The sequence below is a fragment of the Streptomyces sp. NPDC013457 genome (assembly GCF_043089925.1).
Lineage (GTDB): Bacteria > Actinomycetota > Actinomycetes > Streptomycetales > Streptomycetaceae > Streptomyces.
The window spans coordinates 25,782-45,689 of the sequence record NZ_JBICBL010000013.1; the positions used below are offsets into that span (position 1 = coordinate 25,782).

Consider the following 19,908-nt stretch of genomic DNA (forward strand, 5'->3'; position numbering starts at 1 on the left):
GTGATCGCATGCCCCGGAGGCGCGCGGCCCCGGGCCCTTTCGCGTGGCCGCCGCCCCTGAGTGTGGGGGGTGTCCGGGCCAGCGGCAGGAGCGCCGCGCGCTCCACGCCCGCCGATCCATGCGCGCCAAGTACGGTCAGCCGGGCGGCAAGGCGAAGCAGACACGGGGACTGGGACTCCGATCTCTTCGAGGTCTCCTGCCCTCGTCCATGCCAACGGGGCCCGTCGCCGCTGGGCGAACTCGGGGGCCGATGCGGGGCTACAGTCACGGGCAGGGGCCCGGAACCACTTGCACTGGCTCTCCCCGTGACCTTGACAGCGAGAGGGCTCGGGTCAAAGACCCAGGCCTTCCAGACGGCCAGCCGGTCCGATGCTGCTTGAGCCGGTATTGCCAGCTCAACGGCATTTCCCTTCCTGCACCGCTCTTCATCAAGTAGTTCCTACTCTCAGAACCGTCGCTCTTTGCAGGCTCGGATCGGCCATCAGCTCAACCACAGCGCTATTAAAGGAATCGATTCCGTCGGCCTCCAAATGGGCCATGATCTCATCGGGGTAGATTACACTCGCTAGCACTTTGCAGCCACCAAGGCTGTGGTGAGTCAGGGTTTCAACCGCGACACCGTCCTCCCCCTGCCTTGCCTCAAACAGTACATAGCCGCGTACCAACATCATTGCTCACCTGTTTCCCGAGCCTACCTATCCGGATATCATGCGCAGCCATTAGACCTTCCGGTCCAAAGGCTCTTGATCCGTGATGACGAGCGGGCATGCTCGGCAGGCTGATTCACCGATCTGGTCAAACCAGCGGCAGGTGGCGCGGATAGCGCACGCTGGAAGATCGGCAGCTTGCTCTTCAGGCGGCGCATGGTTCCCCAAGTATTCCGCAATAGCGCATCTATTCTGTCGCCAATGCATGCACTTTTGCTGCATGCAGCGAGATGCAAACCGGAATCGCTTCTCGGGGCTCTTACCAGCAACCTCTGAAAGGAATTCAGGCGTTACTGGAATTGCCGGTCGGACGAATCCGATGCGTCCACCTTCTTGCACCGCTCCGATTATCTGTGCGCCATCCTCGCACTCAGCACTCGGGCAGGTCTTTTCGGTACTCATTGCGGCGGCCTCGCCTTTGCTCCCATGCGCTTCGGAGGGCGTTCACCTTCCCCAAGGCCTTCCGGGACCAGAATATCGCTGGATTTGAGGACCTCAAGCGCCTTTTCGAGCTGCATCGAAGTGAGGACATGTTGAATTGACGTGACGATGGTGTCTTCCACCTTGCTCTTCTGTTCGTCAGTCAGGTTGATCCCTTCGAATTCTACAAAGAATGTGCTCTTTTCCGCTTCTTCTGTCGTCATTTCACTCCTCCAGAGCTTCAGGCTGTAGGGGTTCCTGTGCTATCACTCTTGTTGGTACGGATATGTCTTCACCCTTCGCGTTGCTGATCCCGAGTTCCTCGGGAATTCGATCCGATGGAGGAGAATTCCCTGTAGGTGTCACGCGCGAGACGTACACGTTGACGCAGTGATCTCCTACGCCGACGCCATGCACAGCGGGAATGCGCATCAGTATTTCCTCGTACTGTTTCGCCGCCTTACGGCACTCGTCTTCTGACGGGAGGCCCACTGCTGGATTGAATTCGCTTGGGGAGCCCTCGCTCATGTCACCAGCTCGATTTCCATAGAGTCGAGGACAAAGTTCAGCGGACTGAAGACACTGGCCGAGGCTGACCCGCACCAGTGAAGGCCAACTGCCATGCCCTCCATGTCGCATACGAGGCTTCCGCTGTCACCGCTGTCCGTGTATCTCTCGCAGAGGACTTGGTTGCGGAATCCTGCGCTTCCATACGTTCCGTCCGCCTTCACGATGGGCATGAACGTCCGGTAGTCGATGTCCCGCACGATGCCGAGGGTGTGCCCTGTTGTTCGGCCAGACTTTTGCACCGTCATCCCTCGCTTGAGGTTTGCGGTTACACCTTTTACCCTACCTATGACGGGAATTTCTGTTGTTACCGTGGCATCGGTGGAAACCGCGGCGATCGCCGCATCGCACAAGTTGTTGTATCCGGGTTCGAAATCGAACGACACCCATTCTTTGAGGTGTGCGATGACGTCCTGCGCGCCTCCACCATCTTTAGGGCCCGGCTGAAGGATGACGTCCTCTTTGCTCGCTCTACCGCTTCGGGCTAGCACGTGACTGTTGCTTAGTACGTAGCTGGTTGAGGGGTCACCTGTCTTCCTCACAAGGCAACCTAGCGTCCCGCCCGAGGCTTTAGAGTGAGACAAACTGTAGCCTGGGGCTATTGGGCGAACTCTCTCGGTGAATGACTCGAGCCGCATTTCCCCAATGGATTGCACGTCGGTTTCTATCTCCCCTATCTCCGGGATCGTTATGCGATCCGGGATGCGGCGGTCACCAGGGATTTCGAATATTGGCTCCTTTCTCTTGACATAGGCAACGAGAGCCAGCCGTTCGGTGGGCTGTCCGTTCTCCATCTTTGTCGCGACGCCCAGTCCGGTGATATTTGGGCCGGACACCCACGGGCTGGCAGATAGCGCGGCAGCCCGTGAGCCTGGGTCCAGCTCCTCGATTTCATTTGTCCCCGGAGGAATTGTGATCACTTCGAGAGCGCTCCTGAGGGCTTCTTCTGTGCTTGGCACTGCATCCTCCGGGACGAATGATCCGGCGATCGAAACTACTTCTTGCGAGTAATTGTCACCTTGACCGATTTGGTCGTAGAAACTTCTGCCGAAGTTTCGCCTTCCGGGGTTACTCCGTCCGGCCCCTCCAGCAGGTGGCGGACCGCTGCGAGTACCTGCTCCTGGACATCAGGAATTTCTTCCTTCGAAGGGAGTTCACCGGTCCAGGTCACCTCGAGTTGTGAAGTGACGTCCTTAGTCGCTGGGGCGATGCTCATCGATAGCTCCTTTGGCGCTCGGATCCTGTCGAAGGATTTCGGCACTAGGACCCTGATAGGCGTATTTCAAAACTAGCTCTCTCACCCTTCGACTGCATCTCGGATCAAAGCTGTTGCAATTTCACTGATTCGCCCTTCAATTTTGCAATTTTTCACGATATGTGGAGGGTGCACCTGCTAAACCGCTGTGCCGGGAGAATCGCTCGTGCCAGGGCCGCGTCGAGGATCGCAAGGCGACCAGCCGGCGCCGAAGAGGCCGGTCTGCAGCTATCCGGCAGCCACGCAGGGCCGAGTGCCTGGAGGCGAAGGCGGCGCAGCACACGCTCCGCGCTCCGTGGCGGGCCGAGCGGGAGACGCATCCCTGGGGCAGGCCGCTGTCCTTGCCCGCCTCGCGGCTGCCAGCCTCGAACTCGCCGCACAGGAACCGCAGCACGCCGTCGGCGGCGCGAGAGCGCGCAGAAGTCAGCGACAGGCACCGAACCTCGATACGCCCCCGTCGCGAACGCGTATCGAGAGAAAAGGAGGGCGGCCGATGAGAGCCCGGCAGATCCTCGGGCTCCGCGAGGGGTTCGGACGCTCGCGGAGCGCGTCAACCGGCAGCGAGCCGGACGCTGGCGCTACGCCTCGCGTGGCTCCTGTCCTCTGGCTCGGCCAACCCCGGTCCCATCCGACAGGTCTCGAAGCGCAGACAGGCTGCGGTCGTCATGTAGTGACGGTAGCGGCGACGAACGGGACATGACGGCCCGTCGACACCCGCGCGCGGCGACGGGAAAGGACCTCGACGTGAGCACGCATCCAGACCTGCCCGAGACTCTGGTCCACTTCACCGGCCGGCCCTGCGGGCAGACCACGCGGCGGGAATTCCCGCCGAGCACGTCTCAGAAGCTCCGGGTGAGCATCCAGCACAGCGGCACCCTGCGCGGAGCGCCGGACCCGCCGCGCAATGCTTCGCGACGGGGTCGGGCCCAGACCACCTCGTCGTACGGATGCACGCCGTCGATCGTGGCATTGGCCGGTGTGGGGGACGTCGGGGCGGCCCGGTGGTACTGCCCCAAAGCCATGGGCACAGGGCCTGACCCGCACGCTCCTTACCGGCACGGGCTTCCGCGAGGGTAGCGGACCGGGGTGCCCGCGCGGGGCCAGCCTGAGCGATTCAAGGAGCGGAGCGGCGATCCGGTCCCCACCTCACCCGGGTCCATGGAAAGGACGGTTGGTGTGACCGCCCTACCGAGAGTCGTCTACAGGAGCGACCCGTCCCTCCAGCCGTCTCGAGCCTCGTTGCATCGGAAGGCAGACCCGCCGTCGTCCAGCAGCGCGGCGAGCATCCCGAGCGAGAGCCAGTCGTCGAGCTGTAGACAGCCAACACCCTCACCAAGATCACTTCAGGTTGCCTTGAAGTGACCCTCTGTCAGTGGGGCCCGCTACATTGATCTGTTGCGCGGGATTCGCGCCGTGACCTGGGGAGGGACGGCTTTGCCGTTAGTGAGGGGATACATCAGGCGGGACGGGACGGCGGTCCGGTCGTACTGGAGGGCGCCGGCTGGGACGCGCAAGCAGACCGCGTATGCGATCGGGATCGTGGCGGCCGTGCTCGTGTTCGGAGGCTCCGGCATGTCGTCGGGCACGGAGACGAGTCCACGGCACGTACCGGCGCCAGGGTCGACGACGGTGGTGACCTATCCGATCAAATGGCCCGAGGCAGATAAGGCGAAGTCCCGCCCGGCGCCGACGGTGTCGTATCCGATCAAGTGGCCCGGATGGAATGAGACCGCTCCGCGGCCCAAGCCGACCGTGTCGTACCCGATCAAGTGGGACCGGAACGGGGCCGCACGGTGAGCCGGCGCTCCGCGCGACGTCGCCCGACCCGGAGACGCTCACGCAAAACATCCGGAGGCGAGCAGTTCGTCCTCGTCGGCGGCGGTCTGCTCGCCGCGTGGCTGCTGTTCACCGGTCTGGTCAACTTCTTGGCCGCCCACCCGTGGATTCCCCTTACGCTGGTGCTGCTCGCCGGCGGTGCGGTGGCCGCCTGGCTGGTCCAGCGGCAGCGGGCGGCGCAGTGGGAGCGGGTGCGGTCGCAGGGACTGCGGTACGCGCTCAGGCACTTGGACGCGCTGCACCACCGGCAGTTCGAAGACGCTGTGCGTGACCTGATGCACCGTGACGGATGCGCGGACGCGGTCCAGGTCGGCGGCGCCGGGGACAACGGTGCCGATGTGAAGGCCACCGACCCTTTCGGGCGGCGGTGGGTCATCCAGTGCAAACACCGCCGCGCCGGCCTCGAGGGTGCTGCGGTCGGCACGCCGGACCTTCAGGTCCTCAACGGCACGGGGCGCCCGGTCCACCGCGGTGATGTCATCGTCCTCGTCACCAACGGCAGGTTCTCCAAGCCTGCGCTCGAGTTCGCCCGTGACCAGCGGCTCCACCTGGTCGACCGGGCGGTCCTCGCCGAGTGGGCAAGCGGCTCCAAGCCCTTGTGGGAGCTACTGCGGGTCGTGCCTCCACCTCGCAGACCCACCAGCCTGTCCTGACGCCGAACCGCATGGCGCTGTCTGGAGCGGCTCCGAGGCAGCGCCATGCGGTCCAGGCAGAGAGCCGGGCTCAGCCAGAGAATGGCAGCAGCCGCTCAGTCCGCCGCAGACCTAGCTCAACAGGCCGCTCGCAGGAGTCGCCGAACCGGCATGGCGGCTCGACGGGCAGGAAAGTTGGGGCGGCCCGGCGGTACTGCCCCCAAAGCTATGGGCACCGGGCCTGACCCGCACACTCCATACCGGCACGGGCTTCCGCGAGGGTAGCGGGGCCGGGCCACCCGTGCGGGGCCGGCCTTAGCGGTTCACGGAGCGGCGCCGCGATCCGATCCCCGCCTCATCCGGGACCCTGGGTACGGCGGTTGGCGTGACCGCCCTCCCGATGGTCGCCTGCAAGCCTGCATGGGCACCTCCGGCACTGCCCGCAGGGCGGGCGTCACAGCGCAACCACGACTGCGAAAGCGCCGGCGATCGCCGCGGCGAAGGCGGCCATAACCATGAGCGGGGTCGCCAGCTGCGAGGCCTACGCGACATAGCCGACCGCAGCCAGGCAGAGCACGAAGACAGTCACGGTGAGCAGCACGACCAGGAGCACGAGCTTGGACATGAATCCCCCTGCTCCACCTCGCCTGCGACGGCCGTGACCTGCCCCTGACCGTCGTCGTCACGCCCTGCAACGTCAACGACCCCACCGTCTTCGATACGGTCACGGAGGAACTGAGGGTGCCCCGGACCGGCCCCGGCCGCCCCGCCTCAGGCCGAACACGGTCATCGCGGACAAGGCGTACTCGTCTCGGGCGATCCGCCTGTCCGACGCAGAGGAAACCGTGCGGTGATCCCGGAGCGAGCGGACCAGAAGGCCAACCGCCTGCGGCGAGGAAATGCCGGAGGCAGACCACCAGCCTTCGACCGCGAGCTCTACAAGGCCCGCAACGTGGTCGAACGCTGCTTCAACCGCTTCAAGCAGCTCCGCGCGATCGCCACCCGCTTCGCCAAACTCGCCACCCGCTACAAGGCTGGAGTCCACCTTGCCGCACTCATCCTCTGGCTCCGGGAGCCCAACCAAGATCTTTTGTCAGACAGGACCTAGTACTCCAGTGTGACTTCGTAGTTCGACGTCACGTCGCGCGTGTGGTGGCTACTGGGCGGTGTCCTGCCCGATCGCACGGAGGACGTCGGCAAGCCAGACCAGGTGGTGGCCCACGGCCCGGTTCGGGTCGGCAAGGAGGTCCTCAAGGTGCTGCCACGACTCGGAGAGCTGCCCGATGGTGATCGTTTTCGGTTCGTTGGGGACGTCATAGAGTTCGTCGCCCGGAACCGACCAGAAGTAGTCGTGTTCGAGTGCCACTGCGCTGCCGGCTGACGCTTCGATGTGTCGCAGTGCCAGCTCGAAGGCCGTCCGAAGCTGATCAAGGCAGATCCGCAGAGGTTCGCCATGGGCTCATTTTGTCGATCAGGGGCCGTCGGGCCGAGCAAGGAGTTCGGCACTGCCCAGGACCCGGCCCGGAGCGAAAGCGGCCACCGCGTGATCATCGGGGGTTGTGTGGACTCCTGAAGATCGTGCGACGGCAGCGGGCCAGAGCGTGGACCCGGTCCCGTGGCGGGCGTTGTTGGACCAGGCCATGGCCCGGATCGCGGGTCGGTTCCGACGGGTGGAACCGCGGGCGGCGTCGAGCGCAAGAACTGCTGGCGGCTGGCCGACCGGGATCCTTGGGCTCGCTCATCGGCCCCTCCTTCCTGACCAGCGCCCTGCGAACAGAGCGATCTCCGCCTGGATCGGCAGAGAGTTAGAGAGGTCAGTCCGGTGGAGCGGCCCTAAACATAGGTTGACGGAAGGGCCCTGAGGGCACCCCCTACATGATGTGTCGCCTCAGAGGCACCAGAGCCTTTGGATTGAAGTCGCTCTCGGGTCCCTCCCAATTTGTTTTGTGGGGTAGACCGCGGATGTGACGTTCCAAATCGACATCGCGAGGTGACCGGCGCCGGGCGGCGGGGTGCCAGCGGCGCGTTGACAAGGTGAAGGCCCGGGGCGTGGCTGCATAGGTCATAACCGAGAGCGGTTGTTGGCGATGTTCAGGAACACTTCGTGATCACGTCGTCTGAGATGTCGGCGAGAAGTAAGAGCACCGGCGACTGCGCACCGGCAAGGTCGGGTGGTGCAGAGCCTGTCAGAGCCAGGTGGCACCCTGGGCGCGTGCTGATCGATGGATACGAGGACGACCCTCTCGTTGCGGCGGAGGACCTGCTGGCTCTGCCGGGGTTCTGGGCTGCCTACCTGCTGTGGATATGCCAGACCGAGGAAAACGAACCGGATCCGCTGTGGTTCGGCGCTGACGAGGCCGACATGGATGCCGCGTACGAGGCCCTGACCGACGAGGAGCGCTGGCCGGTCTTCCGCATACCATTCGCCGACGGCCACAGCGCGCTCATCGTGGGCCGCAACTTCGCCGACGACCTGGGCACGGAGTACTTCATCTCCCACCCCGAGTGGGACCGGCACGGCCATCTGGCCACCATCGACGGGCACCAAGCCGGCCCCGGACTGTCCTGGCGCGAGCTCACGCACATCGCCAACACACCCGACCCCAAGGCTCCCGGCGTCCACGCACCGCACGCCCGCCTGCTGCTTCTGCTTCCGGCCCTCGGAGACAGCGACCTACCCACCGCCGCGGCCACACCGATCGGCGATGCGCTCATCCGGGTGGGCGTCGCCGAGGACCGAGCGCTTGGAGTGGCAGATGCCCTCCTTCACGACCATCCCTTGTGGGAGCCGGCGGAATGGACCCTGCCCTCGCCGTCCCCGCTCTCCGGAACCACGCAGCATTTTCCCGGCATCCTGCACTGCGACGAGCCCCACAGCCCGCGGTGCGGAATCCGCCTCGCCCAAGGCATCACCCGCGAGCAAAGCGACCGGTTGGCGCGAGCACTCGGCACCTGGCCCACGCCGTGACCACCTGCCCGGGTCAATAGGCACGCGAGACGGACAGAAGCAAGCATCGGCGCGCTACCAGAACTCAGCAACACGCTTCCTGTCGCCAACGGACTGTTCTCGGCGGTGACCAGCAAACGCTGCTGCCTCTCAGCGACAAAGCCAGGGGGCGAGAGCGCCGGGGTGGGGCCTGCATTCGCTGACCTCTGAGGGGGCAGAGGGTGCACGCAGCGGGGGTGCGCTCATGGTCATTGCTGGTGTGTCCCGTCGGGGAAAGTCAGCCCCCGTTGCCGAGTAGGTGGTGGGCACGGAGGGGGCGGGGTTCGAGTAGGTAGCGGATTTTGCTCGGGTGGTGACCGGTGGCGTGGGCGATCGTGTCAATGCTCTGGTTCATGAGGTCGTGCAGGACGCGCGCGTCGTAGCGGAGCGGGTTGCCGGTGTCGATGCCGGGCACGGGGTGGGTCCTGCTCTGTGTGCAGGCGACGAGCTGGTCCCAGGCGAGAGCAGCGGGGTTCGGCTGGGCTAGCACGTAGTTCCAGTTGGCGGCGAGGAGCCCGACCGCCGTTCGTACGGCGGCTTGGGCAGCTTCGGGGTCGAGGTGGGCGCGGGCGTAGGCGTCGTACCGGGGGCGGTTCAGGGTGTGGAAGGCGTCGAGGGCGGCGGGGAGAACAAGGCCGACCGCCGGGGTGCCGGGGGCTCGGCCCGTTGTTCGGGCGCGGGGCCGTTGCTTCGGTGGATTTCTCGGGGTGGTGGTTCTAGTTTTCAGGGCGGTCATCCCATGGCTCCGGCGGGCATGGAGGACACGGTGACTCCCCCGCGGTCGCTGCGGCCGAGACCACTTGCGGGGGCTGCGGCCTGCCAGAGGGGGCGGATGGTGTCGGGCTGTCCCCGGAGGGCTGTGACAAGCGTGCTGACGGTGGGCCAGTCGGCTGTGCAGGTGCCGTGGAGGAGGCCGGTGACCTCTTCGCCGGTGAGAGTGTTCCCGGTCCGGGCGCACAGTTCGGCGGTGTCGATGTGGCCAGCGGCCAGGTGCATGCCGCGCAGCGCGGCGTGGAGACTGCTGGGTTGAGCGACCCGATAGCCGCGGGCGGCATCCCACAGGGGGCGGAGCTCGTCCGGGTCGGCTCCGCAGACTTCCGCGAGGAGCTGGGTGACCTTCCAAGAGGGCGTGCGCTCGCCGGTGAGCACCCGGGAGATGTAGGAGCGGGATACTCCGGCTGCGCCGCCGAGCGCGGTGAAGGTGAGGCCGGTCTCGCGCTGCAGCTGGGATAAGGCCTTTGACAGGGTGGCGGCCGGCGTGGTCGTGGAAAGGGTGTATAGGTCAGGTGACACTCCCTCGGTGGTCGGCTGCGGAGCGGGCGCAGGCTCAGGGTGGCGAGGCGCGGGAATGCGTGCGGCCCGCGTGGGCGGTGTGGCAGGGGTGGCGCGAAGCGCGTCGGCGCGGTCGCCCAGGCGCCGGGCGTTGGCCTTCCTCAGGCGGGTGAGGGAGTCCTGGCTCATGTTGAGGGCCTCGCGCATCTGGGCGGGTTTGAGCTTGCGGTCGTACGCCTGCTGCACGAGGGCCGCTACGAGGTGCTCCAGTTCGCTGATGATGGTCCTGGCTTCCTGGATGGCTTCGAGGGGCTGGTCACCGGCGTGGACGAGGCCAGCTGTGTTCCGGGTGCGCTGCTGGATGCTCTCGAGGATCTCGACGGCGTAGCGGTCGTTGTCGAGGGATTTGGGCGCGGACTGGTGGTGCCTGCGGTATCGGCGGCCGCACTCGTCGGAGCAGTACTGGCGACGGCGTCCCGTGGGCTTTTGACTGACGGTCTTGAAGCATCCCGGGCGGGAGCAGAGTGCGGCGGTCTGGTCTGATCCGGTCATGGGAGATGGTCCTATTGGGCGGTTGCTAGCGGGAATGGCCTTCTGCTCGGAAACGGCAACTTCTCGGCCGTGTCTGCGCGTCCACGGGCGCGGGAGCCGAGCCCGCCGCGGCCGAGCGGGCCGCGGCGGGAAAGGGTGCCAGAGCGGCCGGTGGCCGGTTCAGGCACCCTGGCTGTCGTCATTCGGTGCGAAGGCGCCGGTAGCGGAAGTACGAGCGGCGCGCCGCCGCGGTAAGGAACGCCGCCAGGCCGATGGCGATCAGGAGCTCTTGGGGGGCGTACCAGAGGGCAATGCCGACTACGGACGTCGCCAGGAGGGGTCCGACCTGCATGTTGACCTGAAAGTCACGCCGGTTAAGGGTTTGACCTGCTTCTCCCAGCGGAATGGTACGGTCGAAAAGCTCCGGCCGAGACCCCTTGTTTGCATGGTTGGAGACATGGTCAGGGGGCATCTGTGCTCCTTGATCGAAGTAGTTGTTCGCGGTGAGTCAGCTCTTCACTTCTGGCTGCGAAACCGGGTCGAGCTGACTCTCCGCCGCGACGCTACCCCGTCACCCGAATGACGGCCATCGCTACTGTCCGTTAATGGCACGATCTGCGGTTGACGCTCCCCCGGTTCCGCACAGACGATCGATGACGGGCTTTCAAGCGATCGCAGATCGAACACTTTTGCAAATCTGTGAGCACTTCTTGACACCCGGTCGGCGCACGCCCGCGCACACAGCCCGCGCACCTCGAACCACCGTTCACTCACGGCCCGCGAGGGCGACACAGCCCAGCTCTGCGTCTGCCCGGGACCGGATGCCTCCTCGACCGCAAGTCGCAAGCTTCCGGGGGGCCTAGTCACGGTCCGCTCGCCCATGTACGGGGGATGCAGCCCTCCCCCGGCAAGGCCGCCGCCCAGCGCTCTGGCCGGGAATGAGGGGCTCAGGTCTCGTCGAAGGCGCGCGCAGTGTCCGAGAACCCGGACTGATGCGGACGCATCCAGGCTGCGCGGGCGCGACGAAGGACTGAACGAAGCCCCACCTCCTGCACGTCGACGGGTGGGAGCTCGTTCATTGGAGATAGCCGGGGGTCGGCTGCTTGCACTTGAGGTGCGTTCGCCGCTCCGATCGCAGAGGGCGCAGCTACCACGGCCATCGAGGATCTTCTCCGTCAGAGTGGACCGGCGAGCCGGGTGGGCACGCGTGTCCAGCCACATCGCGTTCTCGCCACCACTCACAGTCAGGCCATAGCGCTCGATCCCGGGCTGGTCACTAGTGAGCCACATTGCGGCTGTTCAGGAGCATGATCGTCGGAGCAGGCAGGTAAGGCACGCAGCTGAACGGTTCGGTCGAGCTGGTTGACAGGGCCTGCGAGGCCAGGCGCGACGTCAGCGTTTGATGCGTCCGCGGACGGCGAGCACGGCGAGGGCAAGGAGGGCGGGTTCCACGACGCGGGAGGTCATCTCGATGTAGGTGCCGGCGGTGGTCAGGTCCTGGCCGGAGGAGCGGAACACCACCGAGTTGAGCGTGACGTTCAGGGCCTTCTCGAAGCGCTTGCCGGTGAACCTGTTGCCGGTGGGGTTCTGCAGGTCGTCTTTGTCGATTTCGAAGGTGACCTTGCCTCCGCCAAGCGGCACGGTGCCGGTCGCCTCCTGCTTCGGATCCTCCTTCGGCAGGCCGAAGCCCATCAGCAGTCCGACAGTGATGAGCATGGTGGCCGCGAGCGAGCCCAAGGCGCGTGAGGCACGCATGCCGTAGCCGGACAGTGCCCAGTAGGCGGCTAACAGGCTCCGCTCGCTTCGGGGTATGTCGTCGGCGTGCCGACGCATCTCCATCTCGCCGTAGTAGAAGTCGGCGGCGCCCGGCTCGTGCTTCCCGTCTTCGAACGCCTTGCGGAGCGCGCGGTATACGGGTGCCAGTTGTAGCGGGCCGACACGTCCGGTGCCGAGCACGGCCACGTTCCAGCCGATAGCGGCGCCTGCTTGGTTCGCTCGCCAGTGGTGCTCTTCGGCAAGGGTGCGGCGTGGGGTGAACCGGACTGGACGCCAGCCCCGCCACTGGAGTGCGGACGGCGTCGTGTCGAAGGTGCAGGCGCCTTCCAGCCGTACCTGGTCCAGGTGGACGGTCCCGACGAACAGGCACCTCGACAGGTCGACATCGGCGAGGACCAGATGCGCTGCGTCCACCCCGCGCAGCGAGGCCAGCCGCACCGCAGCGTCCGGCGTGCCAGCGAAGTCCTGTTCCGCCAGCACCTGCCCGTCAGGGAGCACGAAGGGGTCGGCCTCCGCAGCAATGGTGAGGGGATACTCGAAGACCGCGTGGGCGAAGTCCACGCTGGCGTAGCGCAGACGCACCTCGGCCGTGGACAACCAGCGGGTCCGTCGGCACTCCAGACGGCGCGCGGCGAACGAAAGGGTCGCCGGCCCGTTGAACACCGCCCCGGACAATCGCACCCGTCCGGCGCACACCAGCGGCCCGAGGCTGACCCACCGCTCGAAAACCGCCGACTCGAACCCGGCGTTGCGCTTGAAGGTCGCCGCCTCGAACCTGGCGGCACCCTGGAAGATCGTCGACCCGAACCCGGCCATGCCCTCGAAGATCACCGCTACGAACCAGGCAGTGTCCTGGAAGGTCGCCCGCACGAACCTTACGAGGCCCTGGAAGATCGTCGACCCGAACCCGGCAATACCCTGGAAGATCGACGACCCGAACGCGGCCGTGCCCTCGAAGGTCACCGACCCGAATGCGGCCGTGCCCTCGAAGGTCGCCGACTCGAACTCGGCGGTGCTCTGGAAGGTCGCAAACCCGAACCAGGCGATGCCCTTAAACGTCGCCGACCCGAACCCGGCGATGCCCTGAAAGATGGCCAACCCGAACCCGGCAATGCCCTCGAAGATCGCAGAGTCGAAGTCGGCGTCGCCCTCGAAGGTGGCCAACCCGAACTGGGCGTTGCCGAGGCGTGCGTGTCCAGTGGCGGGGTCGCGAAGGGCGTTGAGGAGGGCGTCGAGCAGGGGTTCGGTGAAGGGGGTGCCGCGGTGGTCGATGTCCGCGCCTGGGGCCAGGCCGGCTAGGTAGGCATCGCGGTCGGCGTTGGCCAGGTGGGCGAGGCACGCAGTGTGGCCGGGAACGTGGATGCCGCGACAGCCGACGGGGGCGGTAGCAGGGGCTGCGCCGTGCGCGCAGTGCGGCCAGGCTGGCGTTTCGGATGTGCTCATGGCGCGGCAGCTCCACGGTCAGGTACCTATGCGGACGGTCTGGGGACCGGGACGGTTCAGACTCGACCGTGACACGCAGCGTCGTCGCTCTGCCCGCCCCGCGTCGTGATCATTCCGTATGCGCTTGAGCAACCCGCAGATATCTGTCAGACGCGGTGACTGTGAGGCACGTGCCTCACACGGCAGCAACGGTCTCGGCGGTCACATGCCGGGACTGCCTTGCCAGCCGCGGCGACTGCGCTAGCCTCGGAGCCGTACCCGATCCGGATGGGGACCGTGATGGCGCACCTGATCTTCGACGAGGACGAGCAGCGGAAGCTCCGCGAGTCCGCCCGTGAACGCGCCGCCGCCGGCGAGGGCCTCCTCGCCTATGCCTTGGAGCAGCTCGCTGCCGAGGGCATCAACCTCGCCACCGCCACCCCGTACGCAGCCGTACAAGCCCGCCACGGTCTAGGCGACGGCGACGCCGCCCGCACCACGCCCGGCGCGGCGTGATGCCGCCCAAGCACGGCCCTTGGCGCGCCCACGTCGTCCTCCACGACGTCGCCGAACAGCAGATCGATGCGATGAGCGACGCCGAGCGCGAGGTCCTCGATCCGGCGATCGTCCGTCTCTCCCTCGACCACCGGGCCGGCACCCAGGTCGAGGGAAAGCTGGAGTGGGAGTACCGCGACAGCCAGGTGCGGATCGTGTATATCCCGACCGCCCTCGGCACGATCATCCTCGTCGCTTACGTCGAAGTCGACTGAGCCCACAACGGCCCGCAGTGCACCGGGCCTGCGCCATGGACAGGGACACGTAGCCGCAACTGCGCCCGCCACTGGCATGAGCCGGCCCCGCTCCCCCACCGTGACGTGAGAGGGCGGGGCCGCCTGACAGGGGTCTACTCGTCCCTGGCGAGCAGCACGGACACTTGCTGAAGGATCTGGGACAGCTCCTGCCGATGCTCGACGGGGAGACCGCGGCCGAGGTCTTCAGCCACCTCCGTCACACCGGCCGCGTGGTGGAAGTACCAGTGAAGCAACGCCGTTCGCTGGTCAGGTTCCATGCGTTCCCGGGCGAGTACGCCCGGACCTTCCCAGAGCATCGTCTCTAGAGCCTTGAAGGCGCCGCTCGCACCGGCGGCCGCCGGTACGAGGTCGGCAACGGGCCGCGGTACTGGGACCTGTCGCGGCTCGGGGGCCGGTTTTCCCGTCTCTTGCGAGTCGCCGGCGTCCGGGCTTGATGCGGGTTCGAGTGACTCCGGTTTCAAAACCGGGTTTTGATCCTGGAGGGTGCGCGGCTGGCGCTCCTTGGGCTGTGCCGCCTTAGCGGACCGACGCGCGGTGGTCTCAGCGGCCTTCTGCGCCTTCAGCCTCTCCAGGTGCTCCTGCTGTTCCTCAGACTTCTTCCCGCCGACCTTCTTCAGCACATCGGCGGACTCCTCGCCTGCTTCGAGGCGTTGCTGCAGCTCAGGAGTGAGGTTCAGTAGGGCGAGGCGGTGCGACACCCATGTCTGGGAGCGGTGGAGCCGCTTGGCCAGCGCGGTCTGCGTTCCGTGAATCTTCAGAAGGCGTTCCAGCGCCCGGGCCTCGTCCATGTGGTCGAGTTCCTTGCGGTGGACGTTGGCGACCAGGGCTGACTCCAGGATGCTGTCGGAGTCGCTGCCAAGGCTGTCGTCGAGCATGACCTTGATGGTCTTCAAGCCGGCTTCCCGTGCGGCGGCAAGTCGTGAGTTGCCCTCGATGACCACGAAACGGGTGCCAGGCTCGAGTTCGCCAGCGCGGCCGGGCTCCGCTGCGAGATAGGCCTCCCGGCTCATGATGCTGATCGCTGTTTTCTGGCCGTGGTCGAGGAGGCTGTTGGCCAGGTCCGTGAGGTCACCCAGTTCAGAGCGCGGGTTCGCCGGGTCGTGCGGGGGATGTGGTGGAAGCCCCTACCGGGCACGGGTCGTATCTGTAGGCTTAGCCGCTCATCAGCACTCTTGAGGGGGACCTCGCCATTGCGTACCTATGCCGTCATTGCCTCAGTGCTTGCTGCGTCCGCCGTCGGCGCGCTGTCCGCTGCTCCGGCGCACGCCGCCGAGTACTCCTCCGCACTGAAGGTCCGCGGGGTCCAGTACGACGCGCCTGGCCGGGACTCCAACAGCTGCACGTACGGGAACACTCGCGAGGAATACCTGACGGTCACGAACTTCTCGCGCACGGCGACCGTCAATTTGCGCGGCTACGTGGTGAAGGACGCGGCCGGCAACCGGTTCACGTTCACGGCGAACCACTACCTGCAGCCCGGCGACTACGTGAAGCTCCGCGGCGGCAACGGCACGGACTCCGACGGCGGCAACGTCGTCTACCGCGACAACTGCAACTTCATCTGGAACAACGACCGCGACACCATCTACCTCATCAAGCCTGGCGGGGCGGCTGCAGACACGCACTCATACACCAAGACCGTCAACGACCGCGACGGCAACGGCTTCATCACCTTCCACTGAGACACCACCGCAGGGATGCCACCCAGCCCAGCCTGGACGGCATTCTTCTGCGTCTGCCGCTTGATCTGGCCCTAGTCATGGGGCGGCAAGGGGCCGACATAGTCTTCCCAAGAGGCTGCCCATCGTGGGTCGGTGGGAGCACGGGCGGGGTCCAGGGAAGCTGCCCGGGGCAGAGCTCGCCCGGCGTCCGCGACCGTCTACTACAGCTCGAACTCGCCACGCGAACAAGTCCTGAGGCGGGGACCTCCTCCAAACTTCCGGTACAGCGACCTTGGGCCCTAGAAGTAGTCCACTTTCAGTGCTTCGGTCACGATATGCCGTATCTAGTCGTCGATGGATGCCGATGCCGCACGTCGAGAGGCGTGCTGCGACGGCCCTGCCTGATCCGGTCCTGCTCTGTTGTGCCGAGGCGCGATGCAGCCGCAGCGGGCGCGGTGTTGGCTACAGCTCGAACTCGATGTGCTCGACGTCGGTGAGATAAACCTCTTCCAGGTCCCCGGCGCGGCGTCCGCCGTCCTGGAAGTAGACGTCCTTGAGTGCTTCGGCCGCGACGGCCTGGAGCTCGCGTTCGCCGGCGCCTTGCTCGCGGGCAGTGAAGAGGCGGTCGGCGTACTGCGGGGGCAGGGCCACGGTCAGGTGACGGATGCGGCCGTCGTCAGTGGTGCCGATCGGGGCGGTGTAGCCTCGGCGCGCGCGGGTGTCGATGACGAGGCCGCCCGTCGTGGCGGCAGCCTTGCGGGCGCGCGCCCGGATCTGGGACTGCCACCGCTGCTTGACCTCGCGCTCCATACGCGCGGCAAGGTCAGGCCGGGGTCTCTTGATCTGGTCTTTCACGTACCGCTCCACGGTCCGCTGCGAGACGCCGAGCAGGGCGGCAACAGCCCTGGTGCTGCCCTGGTGCTGCTTGACGAGGTAGCGCACCTGGGCGCCCGCGGATTTCGGTGCGGGACGGGTGAACGCCCCCTCGAGGGCCTTGTCGAGGCTGTGGCTGATGGTCATGTCCGGCCCTCTGGTCCAGTCGAGGCGCACCCGGTACGGGCGGGGCGCTGTACGGCGATCTGAAGGGCTGTCACCACCCGCCCCGCAAAGGAAGACTCGGGCGGGCAGGTGAGGCGGCAGGCGGCCGCGCAAGGATCTAGATGGGGGCGAGGTGAGGCTCCTCTGCCTCAGCGGCTGCAATTGCCGCGTCCCGAGCGGCTTCCCACTCGGCGTCAGCCGCCTGCCTGGCTGCCTCCGCCTCGAAGCGGCACCGGCGGCACCAGCCCTCGGACACCACCGGCCGCCCGCACTGCTTGCCCCCGTGCCCGGGGCACGCACCTTCAGAGTCCTGCGGAGCAGCGCAGGTAATGCACACCGTCGTGTGGTCGATGACGCCGCGACGGCATCCGGCGGCGCACGTGGGCTGCTCGCCGGTCAGGCATGTCGAGCACAGGTCGCTCCCGGGGCGGGCGAGGCGCGGGCACAGGCCTCCGTCCCCGGCGCAGGGCCGATGGCGCCCCGCCCCGGCGGTCTCGACCTCCATCTGCGCGCGCCGGTCAGCCCAGGCAGCCGGCACCGCGGTGTGTTCCCTGCCCTCGGCCTCCGGGCGGGCCGCGTCGTACTCACCGGCTTGCTGAGCCGGGATCGGCTGGATGCCGGCGGATGCCCCGATCCGGACGAGGTCTTTCAGCCGCCGCCCCACGACTGCCGCAACCGTCGTGCGCAGCGAGGACGGCAGGGGACGGGAGAGCAGTGCGTGCCGGATCTCCTGCGCGGTGAACCCGACCTCCAGCATCCCTGTGACCGTGCGTCCCTGGTCCCGCAGCGAGTCGGCGTGGTTGATCTTCCACTGGGAATCCTCCGCCGCGACCGCCAGCAGCACATCTACCCCAGGTGTCCGCTCCACCGGCCGCACGGCGGCCCCGGAACCAGAAGCGGCACCCCGCCCCCCGTTGCTGCCGTCGTTCTCCGGCGCGGCGCCAGCCGCCGCCGAATCCTCACCGGCCGCCACAGGCACGCGCTTCTGGTCCTCGACGATGCCGCCGCCCCCGTCCGTCCTTCCGTCCGGTGCTTTCGCGTGAGCTTCCACTACCTGCACGGAAGGACGGACGGGGGCGGCACTGGCTGAGCGGGAGGACTGAGCGGGAGGACTGAGCGGGAGGAAGCGATCTTGCAGGTCGGCCGCAGAATCGGGGTTGGATTTCCAACCCAGCGGGTTGGAAATCTGACCCAGCGGGTTGGAAATCCAACCCGGGCCCTCGGCTGAGGGGGTCGGGTTGGATTTCCAACCCGCCTTCTCGGCACGCCGCTTGGCCGCCCGCTCCGCCTCACGGGCGACTGCCTTCCGCGCCGCCTCCTCCGCCGGGCCCTTCACTGCGTCTAGCAGCGCGAACGCGTTGCGAGGGCCGGTGTATCCGGGGCCCGGACGATCATGGATTCGGATCCGTAGAGGCCGGCTCGCCGCACTCGCCCGCGAGGACGTCTTGATCTCCTTACCCTCTGGGGTAGTGAGCAGCCGGGCCCGCGTGAGCAGCCGCATGAGATCCCGGATGCGGCCGATGCTCGACTGCTCCGCCGCCTCCCCGGGCAGCACCGGCTTACGGGGCAGCAGGTAGGCGATCTGGAGCAGAGTGAGTTTCCGTACCGGACCGTGCTTCTCGATCACGAGTGCACGCAGAATCCAGTACAGCCGAACGGCCGAATCGCTGAGGTAGGGACACAGAGGAATCCAGTCGTGGAGCTGGCTGGTGTAGAAGCCCGCAAGATCGGGCCCGTCCAGCTCCACACCCTGGCTCTCGTCAGTGCCCTCGTCGTACCTGCCAGCCGTCACCGGCTGTCCTTTCCGGCCCCGCGCGGGTGCACCGCTTGCCGAGTGTCTCCCATGGGTACACTCGACAGGGACCTGCGTAGGTCAAACCCGCCGCCCGGGAGGTCAGAGCCCCGGGGTCACCGGCGGGTTTTCACGTTTCGTACACGCGAAGTTATGCCCAGTCTCGAGCGTGAGGCGCACTGCTAGCGCAGGTCGGTAGTCCACCGGAGGATCGTGGGGCCGTTGGTGACCTTGACAGCCACCTCGACGACCCGATCGTCCGCGAGGTAGACGGTGCGGACCACCTGAGTCACCGGGAGCTCGCCGCCGACTGTGAGGCCCAGGTGCCGCTTCTCCGCTTCAGACGCGTGCCGGGACGTGACCTCCTCCAAGACGCGATCTTGCGCGACGCCAAGGCGCTCGGCTGCCAGTTCGCGCGAACCACCCGTGGAGACCGGCTCCGCCAGCTCGGGCGTTGCGGCCACGACGTACGCGGGGTAGTACGAGCTGCTCACATGGACCGGCACACCGCCGCGGCTGACAACCCGCCGGCGCACGTGCACTGGAGTGCCTGGTGACACATCGAGACGCGGGGCGATCAGCTCATCCGCCCCCACGGTGCCTACTTCGAAGATCTGCGAGCTTTCCCCGCCACCGAGGGCCTTGCCGGTAGAGGCGTGCAGGGCAATGCGATGGGCGATGTTGTTGCTGATGGGGCCTGCCACGACCGTGCCGACACCGGCCTTCGGAAGCGTGAGCCCCTCGGTCTTCAGCATCCTGAATGCACGGTTCACCGTGGTCTGAGCCACATTGAAGCGCTCGGCAACCTCACGCATCGAGGGCATCGTTTCGCCGGGCCTTAGGGCGCCGTCCTGGATCTGCTGGCGGTAGTGCGCCGCGATCTCCGCGTATCCGACTGTCTGAGCCATCTCCGGCCTCTCCTTTCTGATGACTCGTGCTGCTCTCCCCTCGAGTGCAGCGCTACACACAGAAGACTAAGCCACGTGAACATACATCGCTAGCACTAGCGCTTCAGATCGCTAGTGCTCTACATTATGGATGCGCCGAAGCCCGCTAGATCGGGGCTCGAGGCAGGCAATTGCTCTGACCTGCGAAAACGCAGGAGCCCGGACGGCAGCGCGTGATGGCGGCCCGGAAGGAAGCGCCTGACCCTTCTCAAATCCACAGTGGAATCAAGTGATTTCAGGCATCTGCGACAAGC

Annotated in this window: 18 protein-coding genes and 1 pseudogene; 6 read left to right on the forward strand and 13 right to left on the reverse strand. The window is 66.6% G+C overall.

Features of this window, described 5'->3' with window-relative positions; genetic code table 11:
• Positions 1 to 1,105: 1,105 nt before the first annotated feature.
• From ACF1G2_RS29935 to ACF1G2_RS29950, 4 genes are read right to left on the reverse strand one after another with little or no spacing between them, the layout of a single operon-like run.
• On the reverse strand, positions 1,106 to 1,351 hold the full coding sequence (locus ACF1G2_RS29935) for a hypothetical protein (RefSeq protein WP_391801296.1): 246 nt from the start codon (positions 1,349 to 1,351) through the stop codon (positions 1,106 to 1,108).
• A gap of 1 nt (position 1,352) precedes the next feature.
• Positions 1,353 to 1,655, reverse strand: a complete 303-nt coding sequence (locus ACF1G2_RS29940) for a hypothetical protein (protein ID WP_391801297.1) — start codon at positions 1,653 to 1,655, stop codon at positions 1,353 to 1,355.
• Positions 1,652 to 2,653: a trypsin-like serine protease gene (locus ACF1G2_RS29945; protein ID WP_391801298.1), complete on the reverse strand. Its 1,002-nt coding sequence runs from the start codon at positions 2,651 to 2,653 to the stop codon at positions 1,652 to 1,654. Before ACF1G2_RS29945 ends, ACF1G2_RS29940 begins: the two co-directional genes overlap by 4 nt.
• Positions 2,654 to 2,688: 35 nt before the next feature.
• Positions 2,689 to 2,910 carry a hypothetical protein gene (locus tag ACF1G2_RS29950; RefSeq protein ID WP_391801299.1) on the reverse strand — a complete coding sequence of 74 codons (222 nt, stop codon included), beginning with the start codon at positions 2,908 to 2,910 and terminating at the stop codon, positions 2,689 to 2,691.
• 1,832 nt (positions 2,911 to 4,742) lie between these two features.
• Here ACF1G2_RS29950 and ACF1G2_RS29955 point away from each other — a divergent pair.
• Both ACF1G2_RS29955 and ACF1G2_RS29960 read left to right on the forward strand, forming a co-directional pair.
• Entirely contained in the window at positions 4,743 to 5,438 is a 696-nt protein-coding gene (locus ACF1G2_RS29955) for a restriction endonuclease (protein WP_391801300.1), read from the forward strand.
• 615 nt (positions 5,439 to 6,053) lie between these two features.
• Positions 6,054 to 6,525: pseudogene (locus tag ACF1G2_RS29960) on the forward strand (IS5 family transposase); the annotation flags it as partial.
• Positions 6,526 to 6,573: 48 nt separating this feature from the next.
• On the opposite strand, the gene ACF1G2_RS29965 reads toward ACF1G2_RS29960, so the two are convergent.
• Entirely contained in the window at positions 6,574 to 6,783 is a 210-nt protein-coding gene (locus ACF1G2_RS29965; protein ID WP_391801301.1) for a hypothetical protein, read from the reverse strand.
• An 846-nt stretch (positions 6,784 to 7,629) separates the two neighbouring features.
• On the opposite strand from ACF1G2_RS29965, the gene ACF1G2_RS29970 reads away from it, so the two are divergent.
• The gene (locus tag ACF1G2_RS29970; RefSeq protein ID WP_391801302.1) at positions 7,630 to 8,385 is read left to right on the forward strand and encodes a hypothetical protein; all 756 of its coding nucleotides are present in this window, start codon (positions 7,630 to 7,632) and stop codon (positions 8,383 to 8,385) included.
• 256 nt (positions 8,386 to 8,641) lie between these two features.
• On the opposite strand, the gene ACF1G2_RS29975 is transcribed toward ACF1G2_RS29970, so the two are convergent.
• The 4 genes from ACF1G2_RS29975 to ACF1G2_RS29990 all read right to left on the reverse strand — a co-directional run bounded on the left by ACF1G2_RS29975 (position 8,642) and on the right by ACF1G2_RS29990 (position 13,425).
• Positions 8,642 to 9,139: a hypothetical protein gene (locus ACF1G2_RS29975; RefSeq protein WP_391801303.1), complete on the reverse strand. Its 498-nt coding sequence runs from the start codon at positions 9,137 to 9,139 to the stop codon at positions 8,642 to 8,644.
• The gene (locus ACF1G2_RS29980) at positions 9,136 to 10,227 is read right to left on the reverse strand and encodes a helix-turn-helix domain-containing protein (RefSeq protein WP_391801304.1); all 1,092 of its coding nucleotides are present in this window, start codon (positions 10,225 to 10,227) and stop codon (positions 9,136 to 9,138) included. The genes ACF1G2_RS29975 and ACF1G2_RS29980 overlap by 4 nt, the downstream gene beginning before the upstream one ends.
• Positions 10,228 to 10,405: 178 nt before the next feature.
• The gene (locus ACF1G2_RS29985; protein ID WP_391801305.1) at positions 10,406 to 10,678 is read right to left on the reverse strand and encodes a hypothetical protein; all 273 of its coding nucleotides are present in this window, start codon (positions 10,676 to 10,678) and stop codon (positions 10,406 to 10,408) included.
• A 920-nt stretch (positions 10,679 to 11,598) separates the two neighbouring features.
• On the reverse strand, positions 11,599 to 13,425 hold the full coding sequence (locus ACF1G2_RS29990; protein ID WP_391801306.1) for a pentapeptide repeat-containing protein: 1,827 nt from the start codon (positions 13,423 to 13,425) through the stop codon (positions 11,599 to 11,601).
• A gap of 267 nt (positions 13,426 to 13,692) precedes the next feature.
• Here ACF1G2_RS29990 and ACF1G2_RS29995 point away from each other — a divergent pair, with 267 nt between their 5' ends.
• Positions 13,693 to 13,920, forward strand: a complete 228-nt coding sequence (locus tag ACF1G2_RS29995) for a hypothetical protein (protein WP_391801307.1) — start codon at positions 13,693 to 13,695, stop codon at positions 13,918 to 13,920.
• On the forward strand, positions 13,920 to 14,174 hold the full coding sequence (locus ACF1G2_RS30000; RefSeq protein WP_391801308.1) for a hypothetical protein: 255 nt from the start codon (positions 13,920 to 13,922) through the stop codon (positions 14,172 to 14,174). The genes ACF1G2_RS29995 and ACF1G2_RS30000 overlap by 1 nt, the downstream gene beginning before the upstream one ends.
• Positions 14,175 to 14,308: 134 nt before the next feature.
• Here ACF1G2_RS30000 and ACF1G2_RS30005 read toward each other — a convergent pair whose 3' ends face one another.
• Positions 14,309 to 15,292: a ParB/RepB/Spo0J family partition protein gene (locus ACF1G2_RS30005; protein WP_391801432.1), complete on the reverse strand. Its 984-nt coding sequence runs from the start codon at positions 15,290 to 15,292 to the stop codon at positions 14,309 to 14,311.
• Between the two features lie 141 nt (positions 15,293 to 15,433).
• On the opposite strand from ACF1G2_RS30005, the gene ACF1G2_RS30010 reads away from it, so the two are divergent.
• On the forward strand, positions 15,434 to 15,898 hold the full coding sequence (locus ACF1G2_RS30010; RefSeq protein WP_391801309.1) for a lamin tail domain-containing protein: 465 nt from the start codon (positions 15,434 to 15,436) through the stop codon (positions 15,896 to 15,898).
• A 441-nt stretch (positions 15,899 to 16,339) separates the two neighbouring features.
• Here the strand turns inward: ACF1G2_RS30010 and tpg are convergent, their stop codons facing one another.
• The 3 genes from tpg to ACF1G2_RS30025 all read right to left on the reverse strand — a co-directional run bounded on the left by tpg (position 16,340) and on the right by ACF1G2_RS30025 (position 19,615).
• Positions 16,340 to 16,897, reverse strand: a complete 558-nt coding sequence (tpg, locus tag ACF1G2_RS30015; RefSeq protein WP_391801310.1) for a telomere-protecting terminal protein Tpg — start codon at positions 16,895 to 16,897, stop codon at positions 16,340 to 16,342.
• Between the two features lie 136 nt (positions 16,898 to 17,033).
• Positions 17,034 to 18,707, reverse strand: a complete 1,674-nt coding sequence (locus ACF1G2_RS30020; protein WP_391801311.1) for a hypothetical protein — start codon at positions 18,705 to 18,707, stop codon at positions 17,034 to 17,036.
• Positions 18,708 to 18,889: 182 nt separating this feature from the next.
• Positions 18,890 to 19,615, reverse strand: a complete 726-nt coding sequence (locus ACF1G2_RS30025) for a GntR family transcriptional regulator (protein WP_391801312.1) — start codon at positions 19,613 to 19,615, stop codon at positions 18,890 to 18,892.
• Positions 19,616 to 19,908: the final 293 nt, after the last annotated feature.

Bases quoted from the DNA above. Each gene is read 5' to 3' on its own strand.
- ACF1G2_RS29935 (WP_391801296.1), bottom strand. From the start codon at position 1,351: ATGACGACAGAAGAAGCGGAAAAGAGCACATTCTTTGTAGAATTCGAA.
- ACF1G2_RS30025 (WP_391801312.1), bottom strand. From the start codon at position 19,615: ATGGCTCAGACAGTCGGATACGCGGAGATCGCGGCGCACTACCGCCAG.
- ACF1G2_RS29995 (WP_391801307.1), top strand. From the start codon at position 13,693: ATGGGGACCGTGATGGCGCACCTGATCTTCGACGAGGACGAGCAGCGG.
- ACF1G2_RS29940 (WP_391801297.1), bottom strand. From the start codon at position 1,655: ATGAGCGAGGGCTCCCCAAGCGAATTCAATCCAGCAGTGGGCCTCCCG.
- ACF1G2_RS29950 (WP_391801299.1), bottom strand. From the start codon at position 2,910: ATGAGCATCGCCCCAGCGACTAAGGACGTCACTTCACAACTCGAGGTG.
- ACF1G2_RS29990 (WP_391801306.1), bottom strand. From the start codon at position 13,425: ATGAGCACATCCGAAACGCCAGCCTGGCCGCACTGCGCGCACGGCGCA.
- ACF1G2_RS29980 (WP_391801304.1), bottom strand. From the start codon at position 10,227: ATGACCGGATCAGACCAGACCGCCGCACTCTGCTCCCGCCCGGGATGC.
- ACF1G2_RS29985 (WP_391801305.1), bottom strand. From the start codon at position 10,678: ATGCCCCCTGACCATGTCTCCAACCATGCAAACAAGGGGTCTCGGCCG.
- ACF1G2_RS29975 (WP_391801303.1), bottom strand. From the start codon at position 9,139: ATGACCGCCCTGAAAACTAGAACCACCACCCCGAGAAATCCACCGAAG.
- ACF1G2_RS30000 (WP_391801308.1), top strand. From the start codon at position 13,920: ATGCCGCCCAAGCACGGCCCTTGGCGCGCCCACGTCGTCCTCCACGAC.
- tpg (WP_391801310.1), bottom strand. From the start codon at position 16,897: ATGACCATCAGCCACAGCCTCGACAAGGCCCTCGAGGGGGCGTTCACC.